Consider the following 21,047-nt stretch of genomic DNA (forward strand, 5'->3'; position numbering starts at 1 on the left):
AGCTCCATGAACTTCGTCGTCTTCATCAACGGTCTGGTCCTCGTGTTCTTTGCGGCGCTGATGGGGGGCGATGCGATCATTTTTCACGGCACGGCAGAAGTGTTCGGCATTTCCGCCGTGCTGGTCGGCCTGACCGGAACCCTTCTGAGCCTGTCTTCCTGGTCATCCTTTCCCGAACTCCACCGGCTGCATACCTTCGTGTTGACCTCTTCGGTCTGGCTGACGGCGGCCGTGGCAGGAGCCGTGCCGCTCTACCTGTGGTCCCTCTCCCCCGCCGACGCCCTGTTCGAGGCGATGTCGGGCATCACCACCACGGGCTCGACCGTGATGACCGGCCTCGACACCACCCCGCGCGGGATCATCTTGTGGCGGGCGCTGCTGCAGGCGGTCGGGGGAATCGGGTTCATCGTCACCGGCATCGCACTTCTGCCGATCATGAAGGTCGGCGGCATGCAGCTGTTCCGCACCGAAAGCTCCGACAAGGGTGAGAAGGAACTGCGAAGCGCGGTGCTCTTTGCCTCGGCCTCGCTGCAAATATACGTCGGTCTCATGGCTCTGTGCGCGTTGATCTACATGGCAGGCGGCATGAGTTTCTTCGATGCGGTGACCCATGCGATGACGACGCTCTCCACCGGCGGCTATTCGGGCTACGATTCCTCCTTCGGCCATTTTCAAAGCCCGTTTCTGCAATGGTCCGCCACGCTGTTCATGCTGCTCGGGGCGCTGCCTTTCGCGTGGTATATCCGGGGCGTCTACCGGGGCTCGCTCCGCAGTGAACAGGTCAGCGCGATGCTCCGGAGCCTTGCGGTCGTGATCGGCGTCATGTCCCTATGGCTCACCCTGACAAAGGGCATCGACCCGCTGGATGCGCTGCGGCTTGTCGCGTTCAACGTTGTGTCTGTCGTCACAACGACGGGCTACGCGACGACTGACTACACGCTGTGGGGGCCGTTCGCCGTCACGGCTTTTTTCGTGCTGACTGCCGTTGGCGGCTGCACCGGATCCACCGCGGGCGGCGCGAAGGCCATGCGCTGGCTTCTGTTTGGTCGCGCGCTGCGCGCGCTGATCACGCAAATCGGTTCGCCGAATGTCGTGACTTCCATCCGTTACGAAGGACGGCGTGTCGAGGATGATGTGATGAGCGGCGTTATTTCCTTCTTTGTCCTTTACGCCGTGACCTTCGGGATTCTGGCCGTCGTCTTGACCTATCTGGGTCTCGATATCGCATCTGCGAGCAGCGGGGCCCTCACGGCCTTGGCGAATGTCGGCCCTGGCGTCGGCGCAGTGATCGGCCCGGCTGGGAATTTCTCCAGCCTGAGCGATGCCGCGAAACTGGTGCTGTTCTTCGGGATGTTCCTCGGGCGGCTCGAATTGTTCACCGTCTTTGTCTTGTTTACCCGATTGTTCTGGAGGGAGGTCGGGGGCCGTCACTGAGGGCCGCCCGGGCAGTTCTGCACTCGCGTTGTGCGCCCGTGGCCTGGACCCCTGAACTTGAGGGCAGTCGGGTCTCTGGTCACTTCCCGGCCAAACACTTGAGAAACCGGCGGCGGGCGCCAATCCGCGCGCCCAGCAAGGGCGCGCACGCCGCAGCGTCCTCCTTCGGGCGAGCGGTCAGCCGGCCTGATGCACGGCGCCGACCTCGGCGCGGATGATCCGGGCGATCAGGGCGCAGTCCTCGGGGCTGAAGGTCAGCGGCAGGCGCAGGTCCAGAAGACCCGCCAGAACCGCCTCGGTCCGCGCCAGCGGCGCGGGGTCCGCGTAGCGCCACTGGTCGTATTTCGAGGTGAAACCCGCGGGCTCCGCCGCGCCGAACCATTTCAACTCAACCCCGCGCGCGGCGCAGCGCGCGACCACCTCGCGCACGCGCGCCGCCGGCCAGCCGCGCAGCAGGAACTGGAAGGAGGAGCCGACGTAACGCTCGGCCTCCGGGCGCGGGATCAGGCGCAGGCCCGGGGTCTCGGCCAGCCCATCCTCCATCGCGCGGTAGAGACGGTTCCAGCGCGCCACCTGCTCGGGCAGGATCCTCAGCTGCGGGCGCAGGATCGCCGCACGCAGGTTGTCCATCCGGCCCGAGACGTTGGGCACCTCGTAGCGCAGCGTCTCGAAGACCTCGGGCGGCGGCGCGGCGCGGTGGCGGTCGTAGAGCATGTAGGAGCCAGACAGCAGGATCGCGCGCGCCATGAGATCGGCGTCGTCCGAGACCAGCAGCCCGCCCTCGCCCGAGTTCATGTGCTTGTAGGTCTGGGTCGAATAGCAGCCGATCACCCCGTGCCGCCCCGAGGGCACGCCGCCCCATTCCGCGCCCATCGTGTGCGCGCAATCCTCGACCACCCGCACCCCCGCGCCGTCGCACAGCGCCATCAGCCGGTCCATGTCGCAGATATGCCCGCGCATGTGGCTGAGCAGCAGCACCCGCGCGCCGGTTTCCGCGATCCGGCGCGCGAGATGGTCGGGGTCGATGGTCAGGCCCTCGGTCACCTCGACGAAGACGGAGCGCGCGCCGAGGCTGGCGATGGCGCCCGGCACCGGGGCGAGGGTGAAGGCGTTGGTCAGCACCGCGTCGCCCGGCCCCACGCCCAGCGCCCTGAGCGCGCAGCCCAGCGCGTAGCCGCCCGAGGCCACGGCCAGGCAGTAGCGCGCGCCGGTGAAAGCGGCGAATTCCTCCTCCAGCAGCGCGGTTTCCGCCACCTCGCCGGGGGCGGTGTTGTAGCGGTGCAGCCGGCCGTGGCGCAGCACCCGGACCGCGGCCTCGATCGCCTCTTCGGGGATCGGCTCCTGCTGGGTGAAGCTGCCAGTGAATGTCTCGCGCATGGGGCCTCCGTTGGCGGAAGAGTGCGGCGCGGCGCGGGCAAGGTCAATCGCGGCGGGCCCTGCCCTGGCGTCACGCGCCCCGCCGGCGTTGCGCCGCCTCCGGCGGGGATATTTGAGTCCAGAAGAAAGGCTCAGTCGCCGAGGATGGCCCCGGCGAGGTCGTAGAGGTCGGCGTAGTCGTCGAGCAGCGCCTCGGGGGCGAGATCGGCCACCGCGCGGCCGGCCGGGCCGAAGGTGACCAGCGCGCAGGGCACGCCGGCGGCGCGGGCGGTGGCGCGGTCGGTCTCGGTGTCGCCGATCAGCATGGAGCGCGCGGCGCTGCCGCCGGCGCGTTCCACCGCGGCGCGGTAGGGCGCCGGGTCGGGCTTGCGCACGGGCAGCGTGTCGGCGCCCACCAGCGAGGCGAAGAGGCCGCGCACGCCGAGGCGCGCGAGCAGGGTCTCGGCCAGCCCCTCGGGCTTGTTGGTGCAGATGCCGAGAGCGAAGCCGCCCGCCCGCAACCGCTCCGCCGCCTCCACCGCGCCGGGGTAGAGCGTGGTGAATCGGTCGATATGGGCGCCGTAATGGTCGAGAAGAAAGGGAAATTGCGCGTCGACATCGGCCTCCGACCAGCCCGGGCGCACGCGATCGAACCCCAGCCGCAGCATGGCGCGGCCACCGTGGAAGGCGGTGCGCTGGTCCGCGCGCGGGTCGAGAGGCGCGCCCAGGCCGAGGCCCTCGAAACAGGCGTTCGCCGCGGCGATCAGGTCGCCGCTGGTGTCGGCCAGCGTGCCGTCGAGATCGAAGATGACCGTGCGCATATGTCCCCTCTTGGCGTCTTTCCGCCGATGGATGAAATCTGGCGAAACGCCTTTTGATCCGCGCCGCCCTTGCGGACGGCCCCCACCCCGATAAAAGGTGCGGCGACGGAAGAAAAGGGGCGCGCATGCCGACAGCACTGATCATCCTGGCCGCGGGCCAGGGCACGCGGATGAACTCGGACCTGCCGAAGGTCCTGCACGAGGTCGCAGGCGCGCCGCTGCTGGCGCATGCGATGCAGGCCGGCTGGGCGCTGGCGCCCGAGCGCGTGGTGGTGGTCGCCGGTCACGGCGCGGACGCGGTGGACGCCGCGGCGCGCGAACATGACCCCGAGGCCGTCGTCGTGCAGCAGGAGGAGCAGCTGGGCACCGCGCATGCGGTGGCGCAGGCGCGCGCCGCGCTGGAGGGGTTCGCCGGCGACGCGGTCGTGCTCTACGGCGACACGCCCTTCATCCGGCCCGAGACGCTGGAGGCGATGGCCGAGGCGCGCAGGACGCATGACGTGGTGGTGCTGGGCTTCGAGGCCGCCGATCCCGGCCGCTACGGCCGGCTGGTGACCGAGGGCGAGGCGCTGGTCCGCATCGTTGAGTTCAAGGACGCGAGCGACGCGGAACGCGCCATCCGCCTGTGCAACTCGGGCGTGGTGGCGGCCGATTGCGACACGCTGTTTTCGCTGATCGCGGCGGTGGGCAACGACAATGCCGCCGGCGAATACTACCTTCCCGACATCGTGGAGATCGCGCGCGCCCGCGGCCTGTCGGCCGGGGTGGTGCGCTGCGCGGAGGCCGAGACGCTGGGCGTGAACACCCGCGCCGAACTGGTCGCCGCCGAGGCCACCTTCCAGGCCCGCGCCCGCGCCGCGGCTCTGGAGGACGGTGTGACGCTGGTCGCGCCCGAGACGGTGCATTTCGCCCATGACACGGTGATCGGCCGCGACGCCGTGGTCGAGCAGAACGTCGTCTTCGGTCCCGGCGTGACGGTGGAGACCGGCGCGCGGATCCGGGCGTTTTCGCATCTCGAGGGCTGCCATGTCTCGCGCGGGGCGGTGGTCGGGCCCTATGCCCGGCTGCGCCCCGGCGCGGAACTGGCCGAGGACGTGCATGTGGGCAATTTTGTAGAGATCAAGAACGCCGTGCTGGACGAGGGTGTAAAGGCCAACCACCTGTCCTATATCGGGGACGCCCATATCGGGGAGGCCAGCAATATCGGCGCCGGCACCATCACCTGCAACTACGACGGCGTGTTCAAGCACCATACCGAGATCGGCGCGCGCGCCTTCATCGGGTCGAACACGATGCTGGTGGCCCCGGTGCGGGTGGGCGACGGGGCGATGACGGCCTCGGGCTCGGTGATCACGCAGGATGTGCCCGACGGCGCGCTGGCGCTGGCCCGCGCCCGGCAGGAGGTCAAGCCCGGCCTCGCCCGGCGCTTCTTCGAGAAACTCAGGGCCGCCAAGGCGCGGCAGCAGCAGAAAGAGGCCGAATAATGTGTGGTATCGTCGGGGTTCTGGGCACCCATGAGGTCGCGCCGATCATCGTCGAGGCGCTGAAGCGGCTGGAATACCGCGGCTATGACAGCGCCGGCATCGCCACGCTGGACGACGGCCGGCTCGACCGGCGCCGGGCGGTGGGCAAGCTGGTGAACCTGTCGGACCTGCTGGTGCACGAGCCGCTGCGCGGCAAGTCCGGCATCGGGCACACCCGCTGGGCGACCCACGGCGCGCCCACCGTGGCCAACGCCCACCCGCACCGCGCCGGCCCCGTGGCCGTGGTGCACAACGGCATCATCGAGAATTTCCGCGAGCTGCGCGCCGAGCTCGCCGCCGAGGGCATCGATTTCCAGACCGACACCGACACCGAGACCATCGCCCTGCTGGCGCAGCACTACCTGTCGCGGGGCCTGAGCCCGCGCGAGGCCGCCAAGCGCACCATCGCCCGGCTGGAGGGCGCCTTCGCCCTGTGCTTCCTCTTCGAGGGCGAGGAGGACCTGCTGGTCGCCGCGCGCAAGGGCTCGCCGCTGGCCATCGGCCACGGCGAGGACGAGGGCGAGATGTATGTCGGCTCGGATGCCATTGCGCTGGCGCCGATGACCGACCGGATCACCTATCTCGAAGAGGGCGACTGGGCCGTGGTCACCCGCGAGGGCGCCCGGATCTACGACGCCGAAGGCCACCAGGTCACGCGCGAGACCCGCACCATCCAGATCGAGGCCACGCGCGTCGAGAAGGCCGGGCACAAGCATTTCATGGCCAAGGAGATCGCCGAGCAGCCGGTGGTGCTGGCCGATGCGCTGTCCCATTACCTCAGCGCCAGCGGACAGGAGATCGCCCTGCCCGGCGACGGCATCGATTTCTCCGGGGTGCAGCGCATCTCGATGGTGGCCTGCGGCACCGCCTACCTCGCCTGCCTGACCGCGAAATACTGGTTCGAGCAGATCGCCCGCCTGCCCGTCGATGTCGATATCGCCTCGGAATTCCGCTACCGCGAGCCGCCCGTGCCCGCGGGCACGCTGGCGATCTTCGTCAGCCAGTCGGGCGAGACCGCCGACACGCTGGCCGCGCTGCGCTATGCGAAAGGCAAGGCCGCGCGCATCGTCTCGGTGGTGAATGTCGCCGAAAGCTCCATCGCGCGCGAAAGCGACCTGGCGCTGCCCATCCATGCCGGGGTGGAGATCGGCGTGGCCTCGACCAAGGCCTTTACCTGCCAGCTGACGGTGCTGGCGCTGCTGGCGCTGAAGGCGGCGCAGGCGCGCGCGGAAATCACCGCCGACGACCTGGCCGACCGGCTGTCGGCCCTGCGCAACCTGCCGGGGCTGATGAACATCACGCTGGGCCTCGGCGAGGAGATCGAGGCCGTCGCCCGCCGCCTGGCCGAGACCCGCGACGTGCTGTTCCTGGGCCGTGGCGAGATGTTCCCGCTGGCGCTTGAAGGGGCATTGAAACTCAAGGAAATCAGCTACATACACGCCGAAGGTTATGCATCTGGCGAACTCAAGCACGGCCCCATCGCGCTGATCGACAAACATGTGCCGGTGATCGTGATCGCGCCGCGCGACCGGCTGTTCGACAAGACCGTGTCGAACATGGAAGAGGTCATGGCCCGCGGCGGCAAGGTGGTTCTGATCACCGACGCCAAGGGCGCCGCGGCCGCGGGCGACGGGGTCTGGCGCCGCATCGTTCTGCCCGAGGTGGAGGACATGTTCGCCCCCATCCTCTACGCCCTGCCCGCGCAGCTTCTGGCCTATCACACGGCGGTGGCGAAAGGCACGGATGTGGACCAGCCGCGCAACCTGGCGAAATCGGTAACCGTGGAATGACGGTCGAGGAGGCCCTCTCCGCCCTGCGCGCCGAGGCCGAGCCGGGCAAACCCGCCGAAATGGCCGCCTATCACAAGGTGGACCGCCCCTATCTGGGCGTGGCCAACCCGGTGATCGACCGGCTGGCGCGCGAATGGCGGCAGGCGCTGACGCTGGAGGAGCGTCTGGCGCTGGCGCAGGGCCTGTGGGAGACCGACATCCACGAGGCCCGCATCGCGGCCGCGAAGCTGCTGACCCAGGCCCGCATCCGCCCCGACGACGGCGCCGCCTGGGCGCTGATCAAGGCCTGGGTGCCCGAGTTCGACGCCTGGGCCGTCGCCGATCACGCCGCCGTCGCCGGGCAGAAACGCCTGCTGGCCGATCCCGCCCGCGTTGAGGAACTGGAGGGCTGGACGCGCTCCGACAATCTCTGGACCCGGCGCGCGGCGCTGGTGATGACCCTGCCCTGGACCAAGCAGAACCACCCCAAGCCGCGCGATCTGGAGATCCGCGACCGCGTGCTGGGCTGGGCCGCCGGCTATGTCGATGACCCGGAATGGTTCATCCAGAAGGCCGTCGCGTGGTGGCTTCGGGAGCTGTCGAAACACGACCCCGAGCGCACGCGGGCCTTTCTTGAGGAACATGGCGGGCGCATGAAACCCTTCGCCCGCCGCGAAGCCGGGAAGTATCTGGACTGAGGCGCCGATACCCTTGCCCTCTCAACACCAACAGAGGGCAGCGCCCGGCCCGGCGCGCTCCGGGCGGACATATTCCAGCGGCGGCGAAGGCTAGTTCGGCCGCAGCGCCCGGCGCAGAATCTTGCCGGTGGCCGTCATCGGCAGGCTGTCGTGGCGGTCCACCCGGCGCGGGGCCAGGTGCGGACTGACATGGTCGCGCACCCGCTGGATCAGTTCCTGCTCCAGCCCCTCCCACTCCGCGCCCTCGCGCAGCACCACATGGGCCACCACCACCTCGGTGCGCAGCGGGTCGGGCTCGCCCACCACGGCGGCCATCACCACGTCAGGATGGCCGACGAGGCAGTTCTCGATCTCAGACGGCCCGATCCGGTAGCCCGCCGAGGTGATCACGTCGTCATCCCGCGCGACGTAGGTGTAGAGACCGCCCTCGTCGCAGACGCCCAGATCGCCCGTGCGCAGCCAGGGCCCATGGAATTTCTCGGCCGTCTTCTCGGGCAGGCCCCAGTATTCCAGGAACATCACCGGCGTGCCGCGCCGGATGCAGATCTCGCCCACCTCGCCGGGCGGGACGGGCTGCCCCTCACCATCGAGGATCGCCACATCCGCCCCCGGCACCGGGCGGCCCATCGAACCGGGGCGCGTCGCCATCAGCCCGGGCACCGAGATGATGAAGATGTTGCACTCGGTCTGGCCGTAGATCTCGGAGATCTCCACCCCCAGCGCCTGCCGCCCCCATTCCAGCAGCTCCGCGCCCAGGCTCTCGCCGCCCGAGCTGATGGAGCGGATCTCCACCCCCTCGGGCACCGGCGCGGGGCGCATCAGCTTCAGCGCGGTGGGCGGAAGGAAGAGGTTGCGGATCTTCAGACGCTTGATCAGGGCCCAGGCCTCGGCCGGGTCGAACTTGCGCATCCGCAGGCTGACCAGCGGCACGCCGTGATAGAGGCAGGGCATGGCCAGGTCCATCAGTCCGCCGATCCAGGCCCAGTCGGCCGGGGTCCAGCCGCAGTCCCCGTCTTGCGGGAAGAATCGGTGGTGCAGTTCGATCGAGGGCAGATGCCCCAGAAGGAAGCGGTGCGCGTGCAGCACGCCCTTGGGCGGGCCGGTGGTGCCCGAGGTGTAGATCAGCACCGCCGGATCGTCGGCGGCGGTGTCCTCGGGGCGCGGCAGCGGCTGGGCGGCGGCGATTTCCGCCCAGAAGTCGCGCGCGCCACCGTCGATGGACAGGACCTCGGCCATGTCCGGCAGGTCGGCACGGATGCCGTCGAGCTTCTCCACCCCGCCGGCATCGGTCACCACCAGCCTGGTGCCGCTGTCCGACAGGCGGTAGCGCAGCGCGTCGTCCCCGAAGAGCGCGAAAAGCGGCAACAGAACCGCGCCCAGCTTGTAGGCCGCGAAATGGGTGATCAGGACCGCAGGCCCCTGCGGCAGCAGCACCGCCACCCGGTCGCCCTTGCCCACGCCGGCGTCCGCCATCACGCTGGCCAGCCGGTCGGAGGCATCCTTCAGCTCGGCGTAGCTCCAGCGCCGGTCGCCGTCCGAGGCGTCGATCAGCGCCACCTTGTCGGGCACCTCGCGCGCCCAGCTGTCGCAGCAGGCCTCAGCGATGTTGAAGCGCTCGGGAATGTCCCAGCGGAACGCGGCGCGCATCTCCTCCCAGGTCCCGGGTTGCGCGATCAGGCGGCGGTTCATCCGTTCCCTCCCTTGGAAATGAACACGCGTTCAGTTGTCGACCCGCGCGCCGCCACTGTCAAGCCGCCCACCGGGGGCGGAACATCGCGGCCGCCGCAGCGCCGCGCCCCGCATCCCGGCAAATCGCGCTTGCCGCGGGCGGCCGGCGCCCCTACTTTCTGCGCTATGACACCGCAGCTCATCGACCCCTTCGCCCGCGCCATCACCTATCTGCGCGTATCGGTCACCGACCGATGCGATTTCCGTTGCGTCTATTGCATGGCCGAGAACATGACCTTCCTGCCGAAGAAGGAGCTTCTGACGCTGGAGGAGCTGGACCGGATGTGTTCCGCCTTCATCGGCCTCGGCGTGGAGAAGCTGCGCATCACCGGCGGCGAGCCGCTGGTGCGCAAGGGGATCATGTCCTTCTTCGAGTCGATGTCCCGCCACCTGGATTCGGGCGCGCTGAAGGAACTGACGCTGACCACCAACGGCTCGCAGCTGGAGCGCTTCGCCGATCAGCTGTATGCCGCGGGCGTGCGCCGGGTGAACGTGTCGCTCGATACTCTGGACGAAGAGAAATTCGCCCGCGTCACCCGCTGGGGCCGCCTGCCCCAGGTGCTGCGCGGCATCGACGCGGCGCAAAAGGCCGGGATGCGGGTCAAGATCAACGTCGTCGCCCTGAAGGGCTTCAACGAGGATGAGCTGTTCGACATCGTGCGCTGGTGCGCCGAGCGCGACATGGACCTGACCTTCATCGAGGTCATGCCGATGGGCGATCTCGGCAACGAGGACCGCGTCGGGCAGTTCTGGTCGGTCAAGGACGTGCGCGACGAGCTGGAGGCGGAGTATACCGTCACGGACCTGGTGGAGCGATCGGGCGGGCCGGCGCGTTATGTGCGGCTGGAGGAATCGGGCCAGAAGATCGGCTTCATCACGCCGCTCAGCCACAATTTCTGCGAAAGCTGCAACCGGGTGCGGATGACCTGCACCGGCGAGCTTTACATGTGCCTCGGGCAGGAGGACAGGGCCGACCTGCGCGAGGCGCTGCGCGCCCATCCGGGCGACGACGGCCCGCTGATCGAGGCCATTCACAAGGCGATCGGGCTGAAGCCCAAGGGCCATGATTTCGACTATTCGCGCCAGCGCGCCGATGGCCAGGTCTCGCGCCACATGAGCCACACCGGCGGCTGACAAGCCCTGCCGGGGGCACCGACCTCGTTCAAACACCGGGTGCCGCGCCCTTCACGGGCCGGGACGCGCGGCGCATGTGCTCGCGCGCGCGCCCCAGGCGGATGTCGCAGGCGAGCGCCGCCTCAGGCGGCGGGCATCCCGCGCTCGATGATCTCGGCCCACCAGGAACAGCCGGCGGGGATCGCCTCGTCGTTGAAATTGTATTGCGGGTGATGCACCGGCGCGGTGTCGCCGTTGCCCACCAGGATATAGGCGCCCGGACGCTCCTCCAGCATATAGGCGAAATCCTCGCCGCCCATGATCAGCGGCGCATTCTCGTCGCAATCGCCCGAGACGGCGCGGGCCACCTCGGCGGCGAAGCCGGTCTGCGCCTCGGAGTTGATCATCACCGGATAGCCGCGCTGGTAATCCACCCGCGCCACCGCGCCAAAGATCGCGGCCGTGCCCTCGGCGATCTCGGTCAGGCGCTTTTCGGCGAGATCGCGCACAGCGGCGTTCAGGGTGCGCACCGTGCCGCGCAGCTTCACCTTCTGCGGAATCACGTTATGCGCCTTCGACGATGTCTCGAACGAGGTGACCGAGACCACCACCTGCTCCACCGGATCGACATTTCGGCTGGCGATGGTCTGCAGCGCGATCACCATGTGGCTGGCGACCACGGTGCTGTCCACCGTCTCATGCGGCTTGGCGGCGTGGCCGCCCTTGCCCTCGACCTCGATCTCGAACTGGTCGGCGGCGGCGAAGAACGGGCCGGGGCGGATCGCGAAGCTGCCCACCGGGCGGCCCGGCCAGTTGTGCATGCCATAGACCTCCTGGATGCCGAAGCGCTCCATGATGCCCTCGTCGCACATCACCTTGCCGCCGCCGCCGCCCTCTTCGGCGGGCTGGAAGATGACCACGGCCGTGCCGTCGAAATTGCGCGTCTCGGCGAGGTATTTCGCGGCCCCCAGCAGCATCGCGGTGTGCCCGTCATGGCCGCAGGCATGCATCGCCCCCGGCGTCTTGGAGGCGTATTCGACCCCGGTCGCCTCTAGGATCGGCAGCGCGTCCATGTCGGCGCGCAGCCCGATCACCTTGCCCGAACTGTCGGTCTTGCCCCTGATCACGCCGACCACGCCGGTCAGGGCAATGCCCTCGACCACCTCGTCGCAGCCGAAGGCGCGCAGCAGTTCGGCGACGCGGGCGCCGGTGCGCCGCGTGTCGAACATCAGCTCGGGATGCTCGTGGAAGTCGCGCCGCCAGGCGGCGATTTCATCCTGCATTTCGGCTAGGCGGTTCTTGACTGGCATCGGGGACTCCGTGGTCTGGCGGCCCGCTGTGCGGGCGATGTGTGAGTGGGGTTCGGGGGCGGCCGGCGGGCAGGCCCCTTGAAGATCTTGCGATATCAAGAGCTTGATGCAAACGCTTTGCCTGCCGGGCCCCTGCGCTCAGGCGAAAGGTGCTGCGGCATCGAGCAGAGGTCAAGTGGAATTGCCTCGCAACTGACCGCTTGGTCAAAATCTTTGCCCTTCCGCCGAGTAATGTCTTGCCGCATGCGCGAATCTTGGTCACACTTCGGGAAATCGCGGCGCCGGGGCAAATTTCGACGCCACAAAAGCGAATAAAAACAAAAGCCTGGGGAGATATCATGCCCGATGGGGGTGTGCCTGTCCTTGACGTCAAGGACCTCAAGACCGTGTTCCGCACGCGGTCGGGCGAAATTCACGCCGTCAATTCCGTCAGCTTCGATCTGCGTCCCGGGGAGCTTCTGGGCGTGGTGGGCGAAAGCGGCTCGGGCAAGTCTGTGACGATGATGTCGCTGATCGGGCTGCTGCCCTCGCCCCCCGCCGAGGTGCGCGGCGGCACGGTGATGTTCGACGGCGAGGACCTGCTGAAGGTCAGGGAGGAGCGGCTGCGCGCGCTGCGCGGCGCCAGGATCGGCTTCGTCTTCCAGGACCCGATGACCTCGCTCAACCCGGTCTTCACGGTGGGCTACCAGATCATGGAGCCGCTGCGAAAGCACATGGGGCTGGACAAGCAAGCCGCCCGCAACCGCGCCAGGGAGTTGCTGGAGCTGGTCGGCATCCCCGATGCCGCGCGCCGGCTGGGCGACTATCCGCACCAGTTCTCGGGGGGCATGCGCCAGCGGGTGATGATCGCCATCGCGCTGGCCTGCGATCCGGAGGTGCTGATCGCGGATGAGCCGACCACCGCGCTCGACGTGACCATCCAGGCCCAGATCCTGGAGCTGATGAAGGAGTTGCGCGAAAAGCTGGGCATGGCGGTGATCTGGATCACCCATGACCTCGGCGTGATCGCGGGAATCGCCGACCGGGTGATGGTGATGTATGGCGGTCAGGTCGTCGAACAGGCCCCGGTGAGGGAGCTGTTCGGCAACCCCCAGCACCCCTATACCCGCGCGCTGCTGAAGACCGTGCCCAGCGTCTCGGGCGCGCGCGCCGAGAAGCTGGCGGTGATCGAGGGCCAGCCGCCGATCCTGTCTTCCGCGCCCGCCGCCTGCCCCTTCCGCGCCCGCTGCCCGCAGGCTTTCGACCGTTGCGAACGCGAAAACCCCGCCCGCGTGCCCGTCGGCCCCGGCCATGACGCCGCCTGTTTCTGGGACCCCGCCACCGGAGGGCCGCGCGATGTTTGACACCCGAACGGGCCGCAAGCTGGTCGAGGTGCGCAACCTGAAGATGCACTTCCCGATCTACGCCGGGCTGTTGCGCCGCCGGGTGGGCGAGGTCAAGGCCGTCGACGACGTCAGCTTCGACATATACGAGGGCGAGACGCTGGGCCTCGTGGGCGAATCCGGTTGCGGCAAGTCCACCTGCGGGCGGGCGGTGCTGCGGCTCTACGACATCACCTCCGGCTCGATCTGGATCAATGGCGACGAGATCGGCGAGGCCGATTTCCATTCCCTGCGCCGGCTGCGGCCGACCATGCAGATGGTGTTCCAGGATCCGCAGGCCAGCCTGAACCCGCGCATGACCGTCGCCCGCATCATATCCGAGCCGCTGGACGAGCACACCAGGCTGTCCCGCGCGGAAAAGAACGAGCGCGTGTTCGACCTGATGGATGCCGTCGGGTTGAACCGCGATTTCGCCAACCGCTACCCGCATGAATTCTCGGGCGGCCAGCGCCAGCGCATCGGCATCGCCCGCGCGCTGGCGCTCAACCCCAAGTTCATCGTCTGCGACGAGCCCATCGCCGCGCTCGACGTGTCGATCCAGGCGCAGGTGGTGAACCTGCTGGAGGAACTGCAGGCCAAGCTGGGCCTGACCTATCTGTTCATCTCGCACGATCTTTCGATGGTGCGCCACATCGCCGACCGGGTGGCAGTGATGTATCTGGGCAAGGTGGTGGAGCTGGCGCCGCGCGACGCGCTCTATGCCACCCCGAAGCACCCCTATACCGAGGCGCTGCTGTCGGCCGTGCCCGAGCCCGACCCGACCATAGAGACCCGCAAGAAGCACATCCTGCTGAAGGGCGACGTGCCCTCGCCCGCGAACCCACCCGAGGGCTGCAATTTCTGCACCCGCTGCCCCAAGGTGATGGATATCTGCCGCAAGGTGGAGCCGCCCACCTTCGAGGTCGCGCCTGGCCATCAGGTGGCCTGCCATCTCTATTCCGAGACAACCCACGAGACTGCCGGCGAAACGGCAGCGGCCGAGGCCCACAAGAGCATCCAACAAGGAGAGTGACATGAACTTCAAGACAGCCCTTCTGGGCGCTGCCGCCGGATCCGTGATGGCCACCGCCGGATTGGCCGAGCGCGGCTCGGACGGCCAGGTGAACATCATCTACTGGCAGGCGCCCTCGATCATGACCCCTTACCTGTCGGGCGGCACCAAGGACCTTGAGGCCGCGAGCCTCGTGCTGGAGCCGCTGGCGCGTTACAACGAAAAGGGCAACATGGTGCCCTACCTGGCCGAATCCGTGCCCACCGTGGAAAACGGCGGCGTCTCGGCCGACCTGATGTCGATCACCTGGAAGCTGAAACCGGGCCTGAAATGGTCCGACGGCACGCCGCTGACCTCAGAGGATGTCAAGTTCACCTGGGAATATTGCACCGCCGAGGGCGGCGGCTGCGCCCAGTCTGAGAAATTCAACGACGTGGTGGCGGTGGAAACCCCCGACGAGCTGACCGTGGTGGTCAGGTTCGGCGTGGCCAAGCCCTTCCCCTACGGCCCCTTCGTGGGCGCGCAGGCCCCGATCATCCAGAAGGCGCAATTCGCCGAGTGCCTGGGCCCCAAGGCGCCCGAATGCACCGACGCGAACTTCGCCCCGATCGGCACCGGCCCCTTCGTGGTGACGGAGTTCCGCCCCAATGACGTGATCCAGCTGAAGGCGAACGAGAACTACCGCGACCCGGCCAAGCCGGCCTTCGCCAACGTGGTGTTCAAGGGCGGCGGCGACGCCGCGGCCGCGGGCCGCGCGGTGCTGGAAACCGGCGAGTTCGACTATGCCTGGAACCTGCAACTCGCCCCCGAGGTGCTCGCCAACATGCAGGCCGCGGGCAAGGGCCAGGTGGTGTCGGCCTTCGGCACGCTGGTGGAGCGGATCATGGTCAACCTGACCGACCCCTCGGCCGAACTGGGCGACGAGCGCGGCACCGCCAAGCACCCGCACCCGATCCTCAGCGACAAGGCCGTGCGCCAGGCGCTGTCCATGGCCATCGACCGCGCGCTGCTGGTCGAGATCGGCTATGGCGACGCCGGCCGGCCGACCTGCAACGTGCTGCCCGCGCCGGAGATCTACAAATCCACCGCCAACGACGCCTGCCTGGTGCAGGACATCGAGGGCGCCAAGAAGCTGCTGGACGAGGCCGGCTGGACGCCCGGCCCCGACGGCGTGCGGGTGAAGGACGGCAAGCGCCTGTCGCTGCTGTTCCAGAGCTCGACCAACGCGGTGCGCCAGGACTTCCAGGCGCTGATCAAGCAGTGGTGGTCGGAGATCGGCGTGGAGACCGAGCTGAAGAACATCGACGCCAGCGTGTTCTTCGGCGGCGATCCGGGCAGCCCGGACACCTTCCAGAAGTTCTTCGCCGACGTGGAGATGTACGCCAACAACTTCGACGGCACCGACCCCGAGGCCTACATGGCCAACTGGGAATGCAAGCAGGCCCCGCGGCCTGAGACCCAGTGGCAGGGCAACAACATGCCGCGCTACTGCTCGGAAGCCTATGACGCGCTGGTGGCCGAAATGGCCAAGACCGGCGACATCGGCAAGCGCGCGGAGCTGGCCAAGGCGATGAACGACATGCTGATGCAGGACTATGTCATCATCCCGCTGGTCGACCGCGGCCGTGTCTCGGCGCATTCGAACACGCTGGGCGGCGTTGTCCTGAACACCTGGGACAGCGAGCTGTGGAACGCGGCCGACTGGTACCGCATCAAGTAAGCTGAGCCGCGCCCCGGCCCGCCCGGCGGGCCGGGGCGCATTCCCTTCTGACGACAGACTTCTGACCCGAGGCATCGCATGTTTACCTTCACGCTCCGACGTCTCTTGCTGGCCATCCCGACGCTTCTGTTCATCAGTCTGATCATCTTCCTGCTGCTCGACTTCGCCCCCGGCGACCCGACCGCGCAGTTGCCGCTGACCATCCCGCCCGAGGTCAAGGCCAAGATCCGCGAAAGCCTCGGACTGGGAGAGCCGATCCACATCCGCTACCTGCTGTGGCTGAAGCAATTCGCCGTGGCCGAGCCGCTGCACGCCTTCGACGCGACCTTCGGCACGCATTTCGGCGAGGGGATGCAGCGCGTGATCTCGTGGCAGACCCGCAGCCCGGTCGGCGACATCATCGCCCAGCGGATGCCGCAGACCCTGTGGGTGGTGGGGCTGTCCTATGTCCTGGGCACGCTGATCGCGCTGCCCATCGGGGTGCTCTCGGCCTACCGGCAATACAGCTGGTTCGACCAGCTCGGCACCTTCGTGTCGATGGTGGGCTATTCGGTGCCCACCTTCTTCACCGGCGTTCTGCTGATCGTGATCTTCGCGGTGAACCTCGGGTGGTTCCCCTCGATCTACGACACCACCCATGTGGTCAGCGACTGGGACAGCTTCGTCTTCCAGGTGCGCCAGATGGTGATGCCGGTCGCGGTTCTGGCGCTCTACAACGCGGCGCAGATCAGCCGCTTCATGCGCGCCTCGATGCTGGACAATCTCGGCCAGGACTATGTGCGGACCGCACGCGCCAAGGGGATGAGCGAGAAGGTCGTGGTGCTGGTCCACGTCCTGCGAAATTCGATGATCCCGGTGGTGACGGTGATCGCGCTGGGGGTGCCCACGATCTTCGGCGGCGCCATCATCACCGAGCAGGTGTTCAAGGTGAACGGCCTCGGCCAGCTGCTGATCACCGCGATCTACGCCAACGACATCCCGATGGTGCAGACGCTGACCTTCATCTTCGCCATCCTGATCGTGCTGTTCAACCTGATTGCCGACGTGCTTTACGGCATTCTCGACCCGAGGATCCGCTATGACTGACACCGCCCCCCTGAAGGAAGAGGCCTATCGCCCGCCGCGCAGCCAGTGGTGGGACGTGTGGGACCAGTTCTCGACCCATCGTGGCGCGCTGATCGGAACGATCGTGTTCCTCACCATCGTCTTCGCGGTGCTGATCGGCCCCTATCTGTGGACGATAGAGCCCACCTTCATCGACATCCGCGCCCGCAACCAATCGCCAAGTTTCGCCCATCCGCTGGGCACCGACCAGCTGGGCCGCGACATGCTGGCCCGCATGATGGCGGGCGGAAAGGTCTCCATCGCCGTGGGCTTCACCGCGATGCTGCTGTCGCTGCTGCTGGGCACGCTGATCGGGGTCCTGGCGGGCTATTTCCGGCGGCTCGACGGGCCGCTGATGCGGCTGACCGACCTGTTCCTCGCCCTGCCGCTGCTGCCGCTGCTGCTGGTCATGGTCATGCTGTTCCGCGAGACGCTGTCGGCGCGTTTCGGGCCCGAGACCGGCGTATTCATCCTGATCGTGGTGGCCATCGGCATCACCTCCTGGATGCAGACCGCGCGCATCGTGCGCGGCGACGTCCTGGCGCTGAAGGAGCGCGAGTTCGTCCTCGCCGCGCGCTCCATCGGCACGCCCAGCCGCCGCATGATCACCCGGCATGTGCTGCCCAACGTGCTGTCGCCGGTGATGGTCTCGGCCACGCTGGGCATCGCCAACGCGATCATCACCGAAAGCGCGCTGTCCTTTCTCGGCCTCGGCTTCCCGCCGGATTTCCCGACCTGGGGGCGGCTGTTGTTCGACGCGGTGGACTACCTGCAACAATACCCCGAGCGGGTGCTCTGGCCCGGCCTCGCCATTTCCTTCACCGTGCTGTCGGTGAATTACATGGGCGACGGGCTGCGCGACGCGCTCGACCCGCGGATCCGCGGCCGCTGAGCGCGGGCTGAAGATCACCCGCATCCCGCCGACCGGCGTGGCGCTGCGCGTCCTGTCCGACAGCGCCGGGCGGACCGTGGTCCGGGTCGGCCACAAGGGTAGCCTGACCGGTGTGCCGGAGACCCTCGCCGCGCCGGGCCAAACGCCCCTCGACGACGGCGACCTGGTCTTCGTCGAGGCCGGGCGGCGGCGCGCGCCGAAGGTCATGCGCAAACGCTTCGGCACCGAACTGGACGAGTGACGCCGGTAAAAAAGAACGCCCGCGCCGCCGGCGCGGCGCCGGAGGGGGGCGATGTTTGCGGCGGCGTCGACGGGACCGGATGCCGTCCCACCCTGGCCGACAGATCGGAACATTGTCCCATCCAAAGCCGCCTCAGACACATGTGCGCAGCTTGATTCAACGCCTATCCTCGCGCAAATGGGACAACATTCCTTTTCCGCGGGAGTTTCCCCATGTTCGAGACCTTCGGCTTCGACACCCTCACCGCCCCTCAGGCGGCGATCTATTTCGGCCTTGCCCTCGGCCTCGCCTTCGGCGCGCTGGCCGAGGTCACGCGCTTCTGCTTCCGCCGCGGGCTGATCGGTCCGGCGGCCGAACGCCGCCCGGCGCTGGCGGTCTGGCTGACCGCGCTGGCGGTGGCGATCCTGGGCACCCAGGGCGCGGTGGCCCTGGGCTGGATCGGCTTCGCCGAGCACCGCCTGCTGGCGCCGGACCTGCCCTGGGCGGCGATCCTGCTGGGCGGGCTGCTGTTCGGTGCGGGCATGGTGCTGACCCGCGGCTGCGCCTCGCGGCTGACGGTGCTGGCGGGCTCGGGCAACCTGCGGGCCGCGCTGGTGCTGGTGGTCTTCGCCCTGACCGCGCATGCCACGCTGAAGGGCGTCCTCGCGCCGCTGCGCCAGGCGCTCGGCACGCTGACCCTGCCGCTGGGCGAGGCCGCCGTCCTGCCCGCCGCCTGGGGCGTGGCGCTGGCCCTCGCCCTGCTGGGCTGGGCGGTGCTGTCGGGCGCGCGGCGCGCGCATCTGGCGGGCGCCGCGGCGCTTGGCCTGCTGGTGCCGCTGGGCTGGGTGGGCACCGGATTCGTCCTTTATGACGAGTTCGAGCCGATCGCGCTGGAAAGCCTGTCCTTCACCGCGCCGGCCGCCGACACCCTGTTCTGGACCGTCGCGTCCAGCGCCGTTCCGGCGCGGTTCGGCGTCGGGCTGGTGGGCGGCGTGCTGATCGGCGCGGCGGCGCTGGCGCTGCTCTCGGGCCGCTTCCGCTGGCAGAGCTTCGAGACCCCCGCCCAGACCGGCCGCTACCTGGCCGGCGCGGTGCTGATGGGCTTCGGCGGGGTTCTGGCGGGCGGCTGCACCGTGGGCGCGGGCCTGTCGGGCGTGCCCACGCTGGCCCTCTCGGCGCTGCTCGCACTGGCGGCGATCGCGGCGGGCGGCATCGGCGCCGACCGCGCGCTTTCCCGCCTCAGTGGAAGCTCTTCCGGATCCGCCGCACCATCAGCCACACCGCAAGCACCACAACGGGCGTAAGCACCGCCGTCAGCGTCCCCTTGCCGATCCCCGCGACATCGGCAAGGGGATAGGCGACGTAGCCCGCCAGCGACACCGCGTAATAGCTGATCGCGACCACAGACAGCCCCTCGACCGTGTGTTGCAGGCGCAGCTGCAAGTCAGCGCGCCGGTCCATGCTTTCCAGCAGCTTCTGGTTCTGGGCCGAGCGCGCCACGTCCACCTGCGTGCGCAGCAGGTCGCCCGCCCGCGTCGCCCGCTCGATCATCGAGCGCAGCCGCGCCTCGGTCGATTTGATCGTCCGCATCGACGGATCGTAGCGGCGCATCATGAATTCGCGGAAGGTCTGCCGCCCCTCGAAACGGGCCTCGCGCATCACCTCGATGCGCTGGTGCACCAGCGCCTCGTAGGCCGCGGTGGCCGAAAAGCGGAACGAGGCCAGCGCCAGCATGTTCTCCAGCTCGGCCGAGATTTCCAGCAGCGCGTGCAGCGTCTGCTCGGGCTGGCGCGCGCCGCCGGTCATGTCGGCGGTCAGCGCCGAAAGCTGGGTGTCGATCTCGCCCATGCGCACGGAGAGGTCGCGCGCCCGCGGCAGGCCCAGCATCGACATGGTCTTGTAGGTCTCGATCTCGGTCAGGCGCTGCACCATGCGCCCCACCCGGCGCGCGCCGGTATCGGGCCGCACGAACAGCGCGAAACGCATGTGCCCGGCCGGATCGATGCGGAAATCCGAGGCCATGATGGCGCTGTCGTCCAGCACCGAGGAACAGGCCAGGCTTTCGGGCACGAACCACTCGTAGAGGCGGCGCACGATCTCGCCGTCGGCCTGCCGCTGCTGTTCGACCCGGATCAGCGCCGAGGTGATCCGCTTGCCCGGCGCGGCGGCCAGCCAATCCTCGGGAAACACATCGAAGGCCGCCGGGTCGAAGGGTCGGTCGGCCACGCCGTCGCTGAACATGGTGTAGGTGACGAACTCGGTGTGGCTTTCCCATTTCAGCCGGTGCCGGCCGATCTGGCCGAAATAATGCGTGGCCTCGGGCTGCGGGTGCGGCGCGCCGAAGCGGTCCAGCAGGTCGAGCAGATGCGCTTGGTCAGCCGCGCGGTCGCGGGTGGCGGCGTCCTGCGGCTGCTTGATCGCCAGGAAGGCCGCGTGGCAGGGCGTCTCCAGCGAGGGGAACGGCCGCGCGTGCAGCTCGTTGGCCAGGGCATAGCGCAGCGGGTGATCTTCGATCTGGGTCATGGGCGCGGCTTTCGGGTTTTCCCCATTCCTAGCGGAATGGGGCGCAAAGTAAACGGGAACGCTCAATGAATACGACGGGTTATCGGTGCGGCATTGTGTGCCGCCGTCCCGAAAAGGGAGGCCATGTCTCGGGCGCGCGTTGGCCTGCCTTGAAGCCGCTGCAGACCTTGGCTGGAGGTCCATCAAGAGGAGGCTGGCGGCCGCGGCCCGGCGTGGCCGCCGGGTGGAAGGGATGATCGGCGTGTCCGTCCGGTGCATGGCCGCTCCGTCCGCGGAGCGGGCGAACGCGGTCTCGCGACATCTCCAAAAGAAAACCGCCCCGCGCGGGATGCGCGGGGCGGCCTGATGGTCTGCCGGGTCGACGTCACTCGATCATGGTCAGGAGCTTGTCGATGGAGGCCTTTGCGTCGCCGTAATACATCCGCGTATTCTCCTTGAAGAACAGCGGGTTCTCGATGCCCGA

18 protein-coding genes are annotated in these 21,047 nt (G+C 68.4%); 12 read left to right on the plus strand and 6 right to left on the minus strand.

Going from position 1 to position 21,047, the window contains the following annotated elements:
- Positions 1 to 6: 6 nt before the first annotated feature.
- A complete protein-coding gene (locus KCI33_RS13275) occupies positions 7 to 1,434 on the plus strand; it encodes a TrkH family potassium uptake protein (protein WP_212525283.1) in 1,428 nt (475 codons plus the stop codon).
- Between the two features lie 177 nt (positions 1,435 to 1,611).
- Here KCI33_RS13275 and KCI33_RS13280 read toward each other — a convergent pair whose 3' ends face one another.
- Positions 1,612 to 2,811: a DegT/DnrJ/EryC1/StrS family aminotransferase gene (locus KCI33_RS13280; RefSeq protein WP_212525284.1), complete on the minus strand. Its 1,200-nt coding sequence runs from the start codon at positions 2,809 to 2,811 to the stop codon at positions 1,612 to 1,614.
- 131 nt (positions 2,812 to 2,942) lie between these two features.
- Positions 2,943 to 3,611: an HAD-IA family hydrolase gene (locus tag KCI33_RS13285; RefSeq protein ID WP_212525285.1), complete on the minus strand. Its 669-nt coding sequence runs from the start codon at positions 3,609 to 3,611 to the stop codon at positions 2,943 to 2,945.
- 125 nt (positions 3,612 to 3,736) lie between these two features.
- Between KCI33_RS13285 and glmU the strand changes: the two genes are divergently transcribed.
- The 3 genes from glmU to KCI33_RS13300 are packed head-to-tail and all read left to right on the plus strand — an operon-like array spanning position 3,737 to position 7,601.
- Complete coding sequence (gene glmU, locus KCI33_RS13290; protein WP_212525286.1) at positions 3,737 to 5,095, plus strand: bifunctional UDP-N-acetylglucosamine diphosphorylase/glucosamine-1-phosphate N-acetyltransferase GlmU; 1,359 nt, start codon at positions 3,737 to 3,739, stop codon at positions 5,093 to 5,095.
- Complete coding sequence (gene glmS / locus KCI33_RS13295; RefSeq protein ID WP_212525287.1) at positions 5,095 to 6,924, plus strand: glutamine--fructose-6-phosphate transaminase (isomerizing); 1,830 nt, start codon at positions 5,095 to 5,097, stop codon at positions 6,922 to 6,924. Before glmU ends, glmS begins: the two co-directional genes overlap by 1 nt.
- Complete coding sequence (locus tag KCI33_RS13300) at positions 6,921 to 7,601, plus strand: DNA alkylation repair protein (protein ID WP_212525288.1); 681 nt, start codon at positions 6,921 to 6,923, stop codon at positions 7,599 to 7,601. The genes glmS and KCI33_RS13300 overlap by 4 nt, the downstream gene beginning before the upstream one ends.
- Positions 7,602 to 7,691: 90 nt before the next feature.
- Here KCI33_RS13300 and KCI33_RS13305 read toward each other — a convergent pair whose 3' ends face one another.
- Positions 7,692 to 9,290, minus strand: coding sequence for an AMP-binding protein (locus KCI33_RS13305; protein WP_212525289.1), 1,599 nt, complete (start codon positions 9,288 to 9,290; stop codon positions 7,692 to 7,694).
- Positions 9,291 to 9,455: 165 nt separating this feature from the next.
- Between KCI33_RS13305 and moaA the strand changes: the two genes are divergently transcribed.
- Entirely contained in the window at positions 9,456 to 10,463 is a 1,008-nt protein-coding gene (moaA, locus tag KCI33_RS13310; protein WP_212525290.1) for a GTP 3',8-cyclase MoaA, read from the plus strand.
- A 122-nt stretch (positions 10,464 to 10,585) separates the two neighbouring features.
- On the opposite strand, the gene KCI33_RS13315 is transcribed toward moaA, so the two are convergent.
- A complete protein-coding gene (locus KCI33_RS13315; protein WP_212525291.1) occupies positions 10,586 to 11,752 on the minus strand; it encodes a M20 aminoacylase family protein in 1,167 nt (388 codons plus the stop codon).
- A gap of 338 nt (positions 11,753 to 12,090) precedes the next feature.
- Here KCI33_RS13315 and KCI33_RS13320 point away from each other — a divergent pair, with 338 nt between their 5' ends.
- From KCI33_RS13320 to KCI33_RS13350, 7 genes are all read left to right on the plus strand, one after another.
- Positions 12,091 to 13,095 (plus strand): ABC transporter ATP-binding protein, encoded by a 1,005-nt coding sequence (locus KCI33_RS13320; RefSeq protein ID WP_212525292.1) that lies wholly within the window; start codon positions 12,091 to 12,093, stop codon positions 13,093 to 13,095.
- Complete coding sequence (locus KCI33_RS13325) at positions 13,088 to 14,146, plus strand: oligopeptide/dipeptide ABC transporter ATP-binding protein (RefSeq protein ID WP_212525293.1); 1,059 nt, start codon at positions 13,088 to 13,090, stop codon at positions 14,144 to 14,146. The genes KCI33_RS13320 and KCI33_RS13325 overlap by 8 nt, the downstream gene beginning before the upstream one ends.
- 1 nt (position 14,147) lies before the next feature.
- On the plus strand, positions 14,148 to 15,845 hold the full coding sequence (locus tag KCI33_RS13330) for a peptide ABC transporter substrate-binding protein (RefSeq protein ID WP_212525294.1): 1,698 nt from the start codon (positions 14,148 to 14,150) through the stop codon (positions 15,843 to 15,845).
- A 78-nt stretch (positions 15,846 to 15,923) separates the two neighbouring features.
- A complete protein-coding gene (locus KCI33_RS13335; protein WP_212525295.1) occupies positions 15,924 to 16,931 on the plus strand; it encodes an ABC transporter permease in 1,008 nt (335 codons plus the stop codon).
- Entirely contained in the window at positions 16,924 to 17,841 is a 918-nt protein-coding gene (locus KCI33_RS13340) for an ABC transporter permease (RefSeq protein WP_212525296.1), read from the plus strand. The genes KCI33_RS13335 and KCI33_RS13340 overlap by 8 nt, the downstream gene beginning before the upstream one ends.
- Positions 17,842 to 17,878: 37 nt before the next feature.
- The gene (locus KCI33_RS13345; RefSeq protein WP_212525297.1) at positions 17,879 to 18,082 is read left to right on the plus strand and encodes a hypothetical protein; all 204 of its coding nucleotides are present in this window, start codon (positions 17,879 to 17,881) and stop codon (positions 18,080 to 18,082) included.
- 212 nt (positions 18,083 to 18,294) lie between these two features.
- A complete protein-coding gene (locus tag KCI33_RS13350; RefSeq protein WP_212525298.1) occupies positions 18,295 to 19,365 on the plus strand; it encodes a YeeE/YedE family protein in 1,071 nt (356 codons plus the stop codon).
- Here KCI33_RS13350 and KCI33_RS13355 read toward each other — a convergent pair.
- Complete coding sequence (locus tag KCI33_RS13355; RefSeq protein ID WP_212525299.1) at positions 19,301 to 20,584, minus strand: DUF3422 domain-containing protein; 1,284 nt, start codon at positions 20,582 to 20,584, stop codon at positions 19,301 to 19,303. The two genes, KCI33_RS13350 and KCI33_RS13355, sit on opposite strands and share 65 nt — an antisense overlap.
- Before the next feature lie 364 nt (positions 20,585 to 20,948).
- Positions 20,949 to 21,047: NAD(P)(+) transhydrogenase (Re/Si-specific) subunit beta (locus KCI33_RS13360; RefSeq protein WP_212525303.1), on the minus strand; the 99-nt coding region annotated here is incomplete at its 5' end.

Source organism: Actibacterium sp. MT2.3-13A (assembly GCF_018139985.1).
Taxonomy (GTDB): domain Bacteria; phylum Pseudomonadota; class Alphaproteobacteria; order Rhodobacterales; family Rhodobacteraceae; genus JAGSOU01.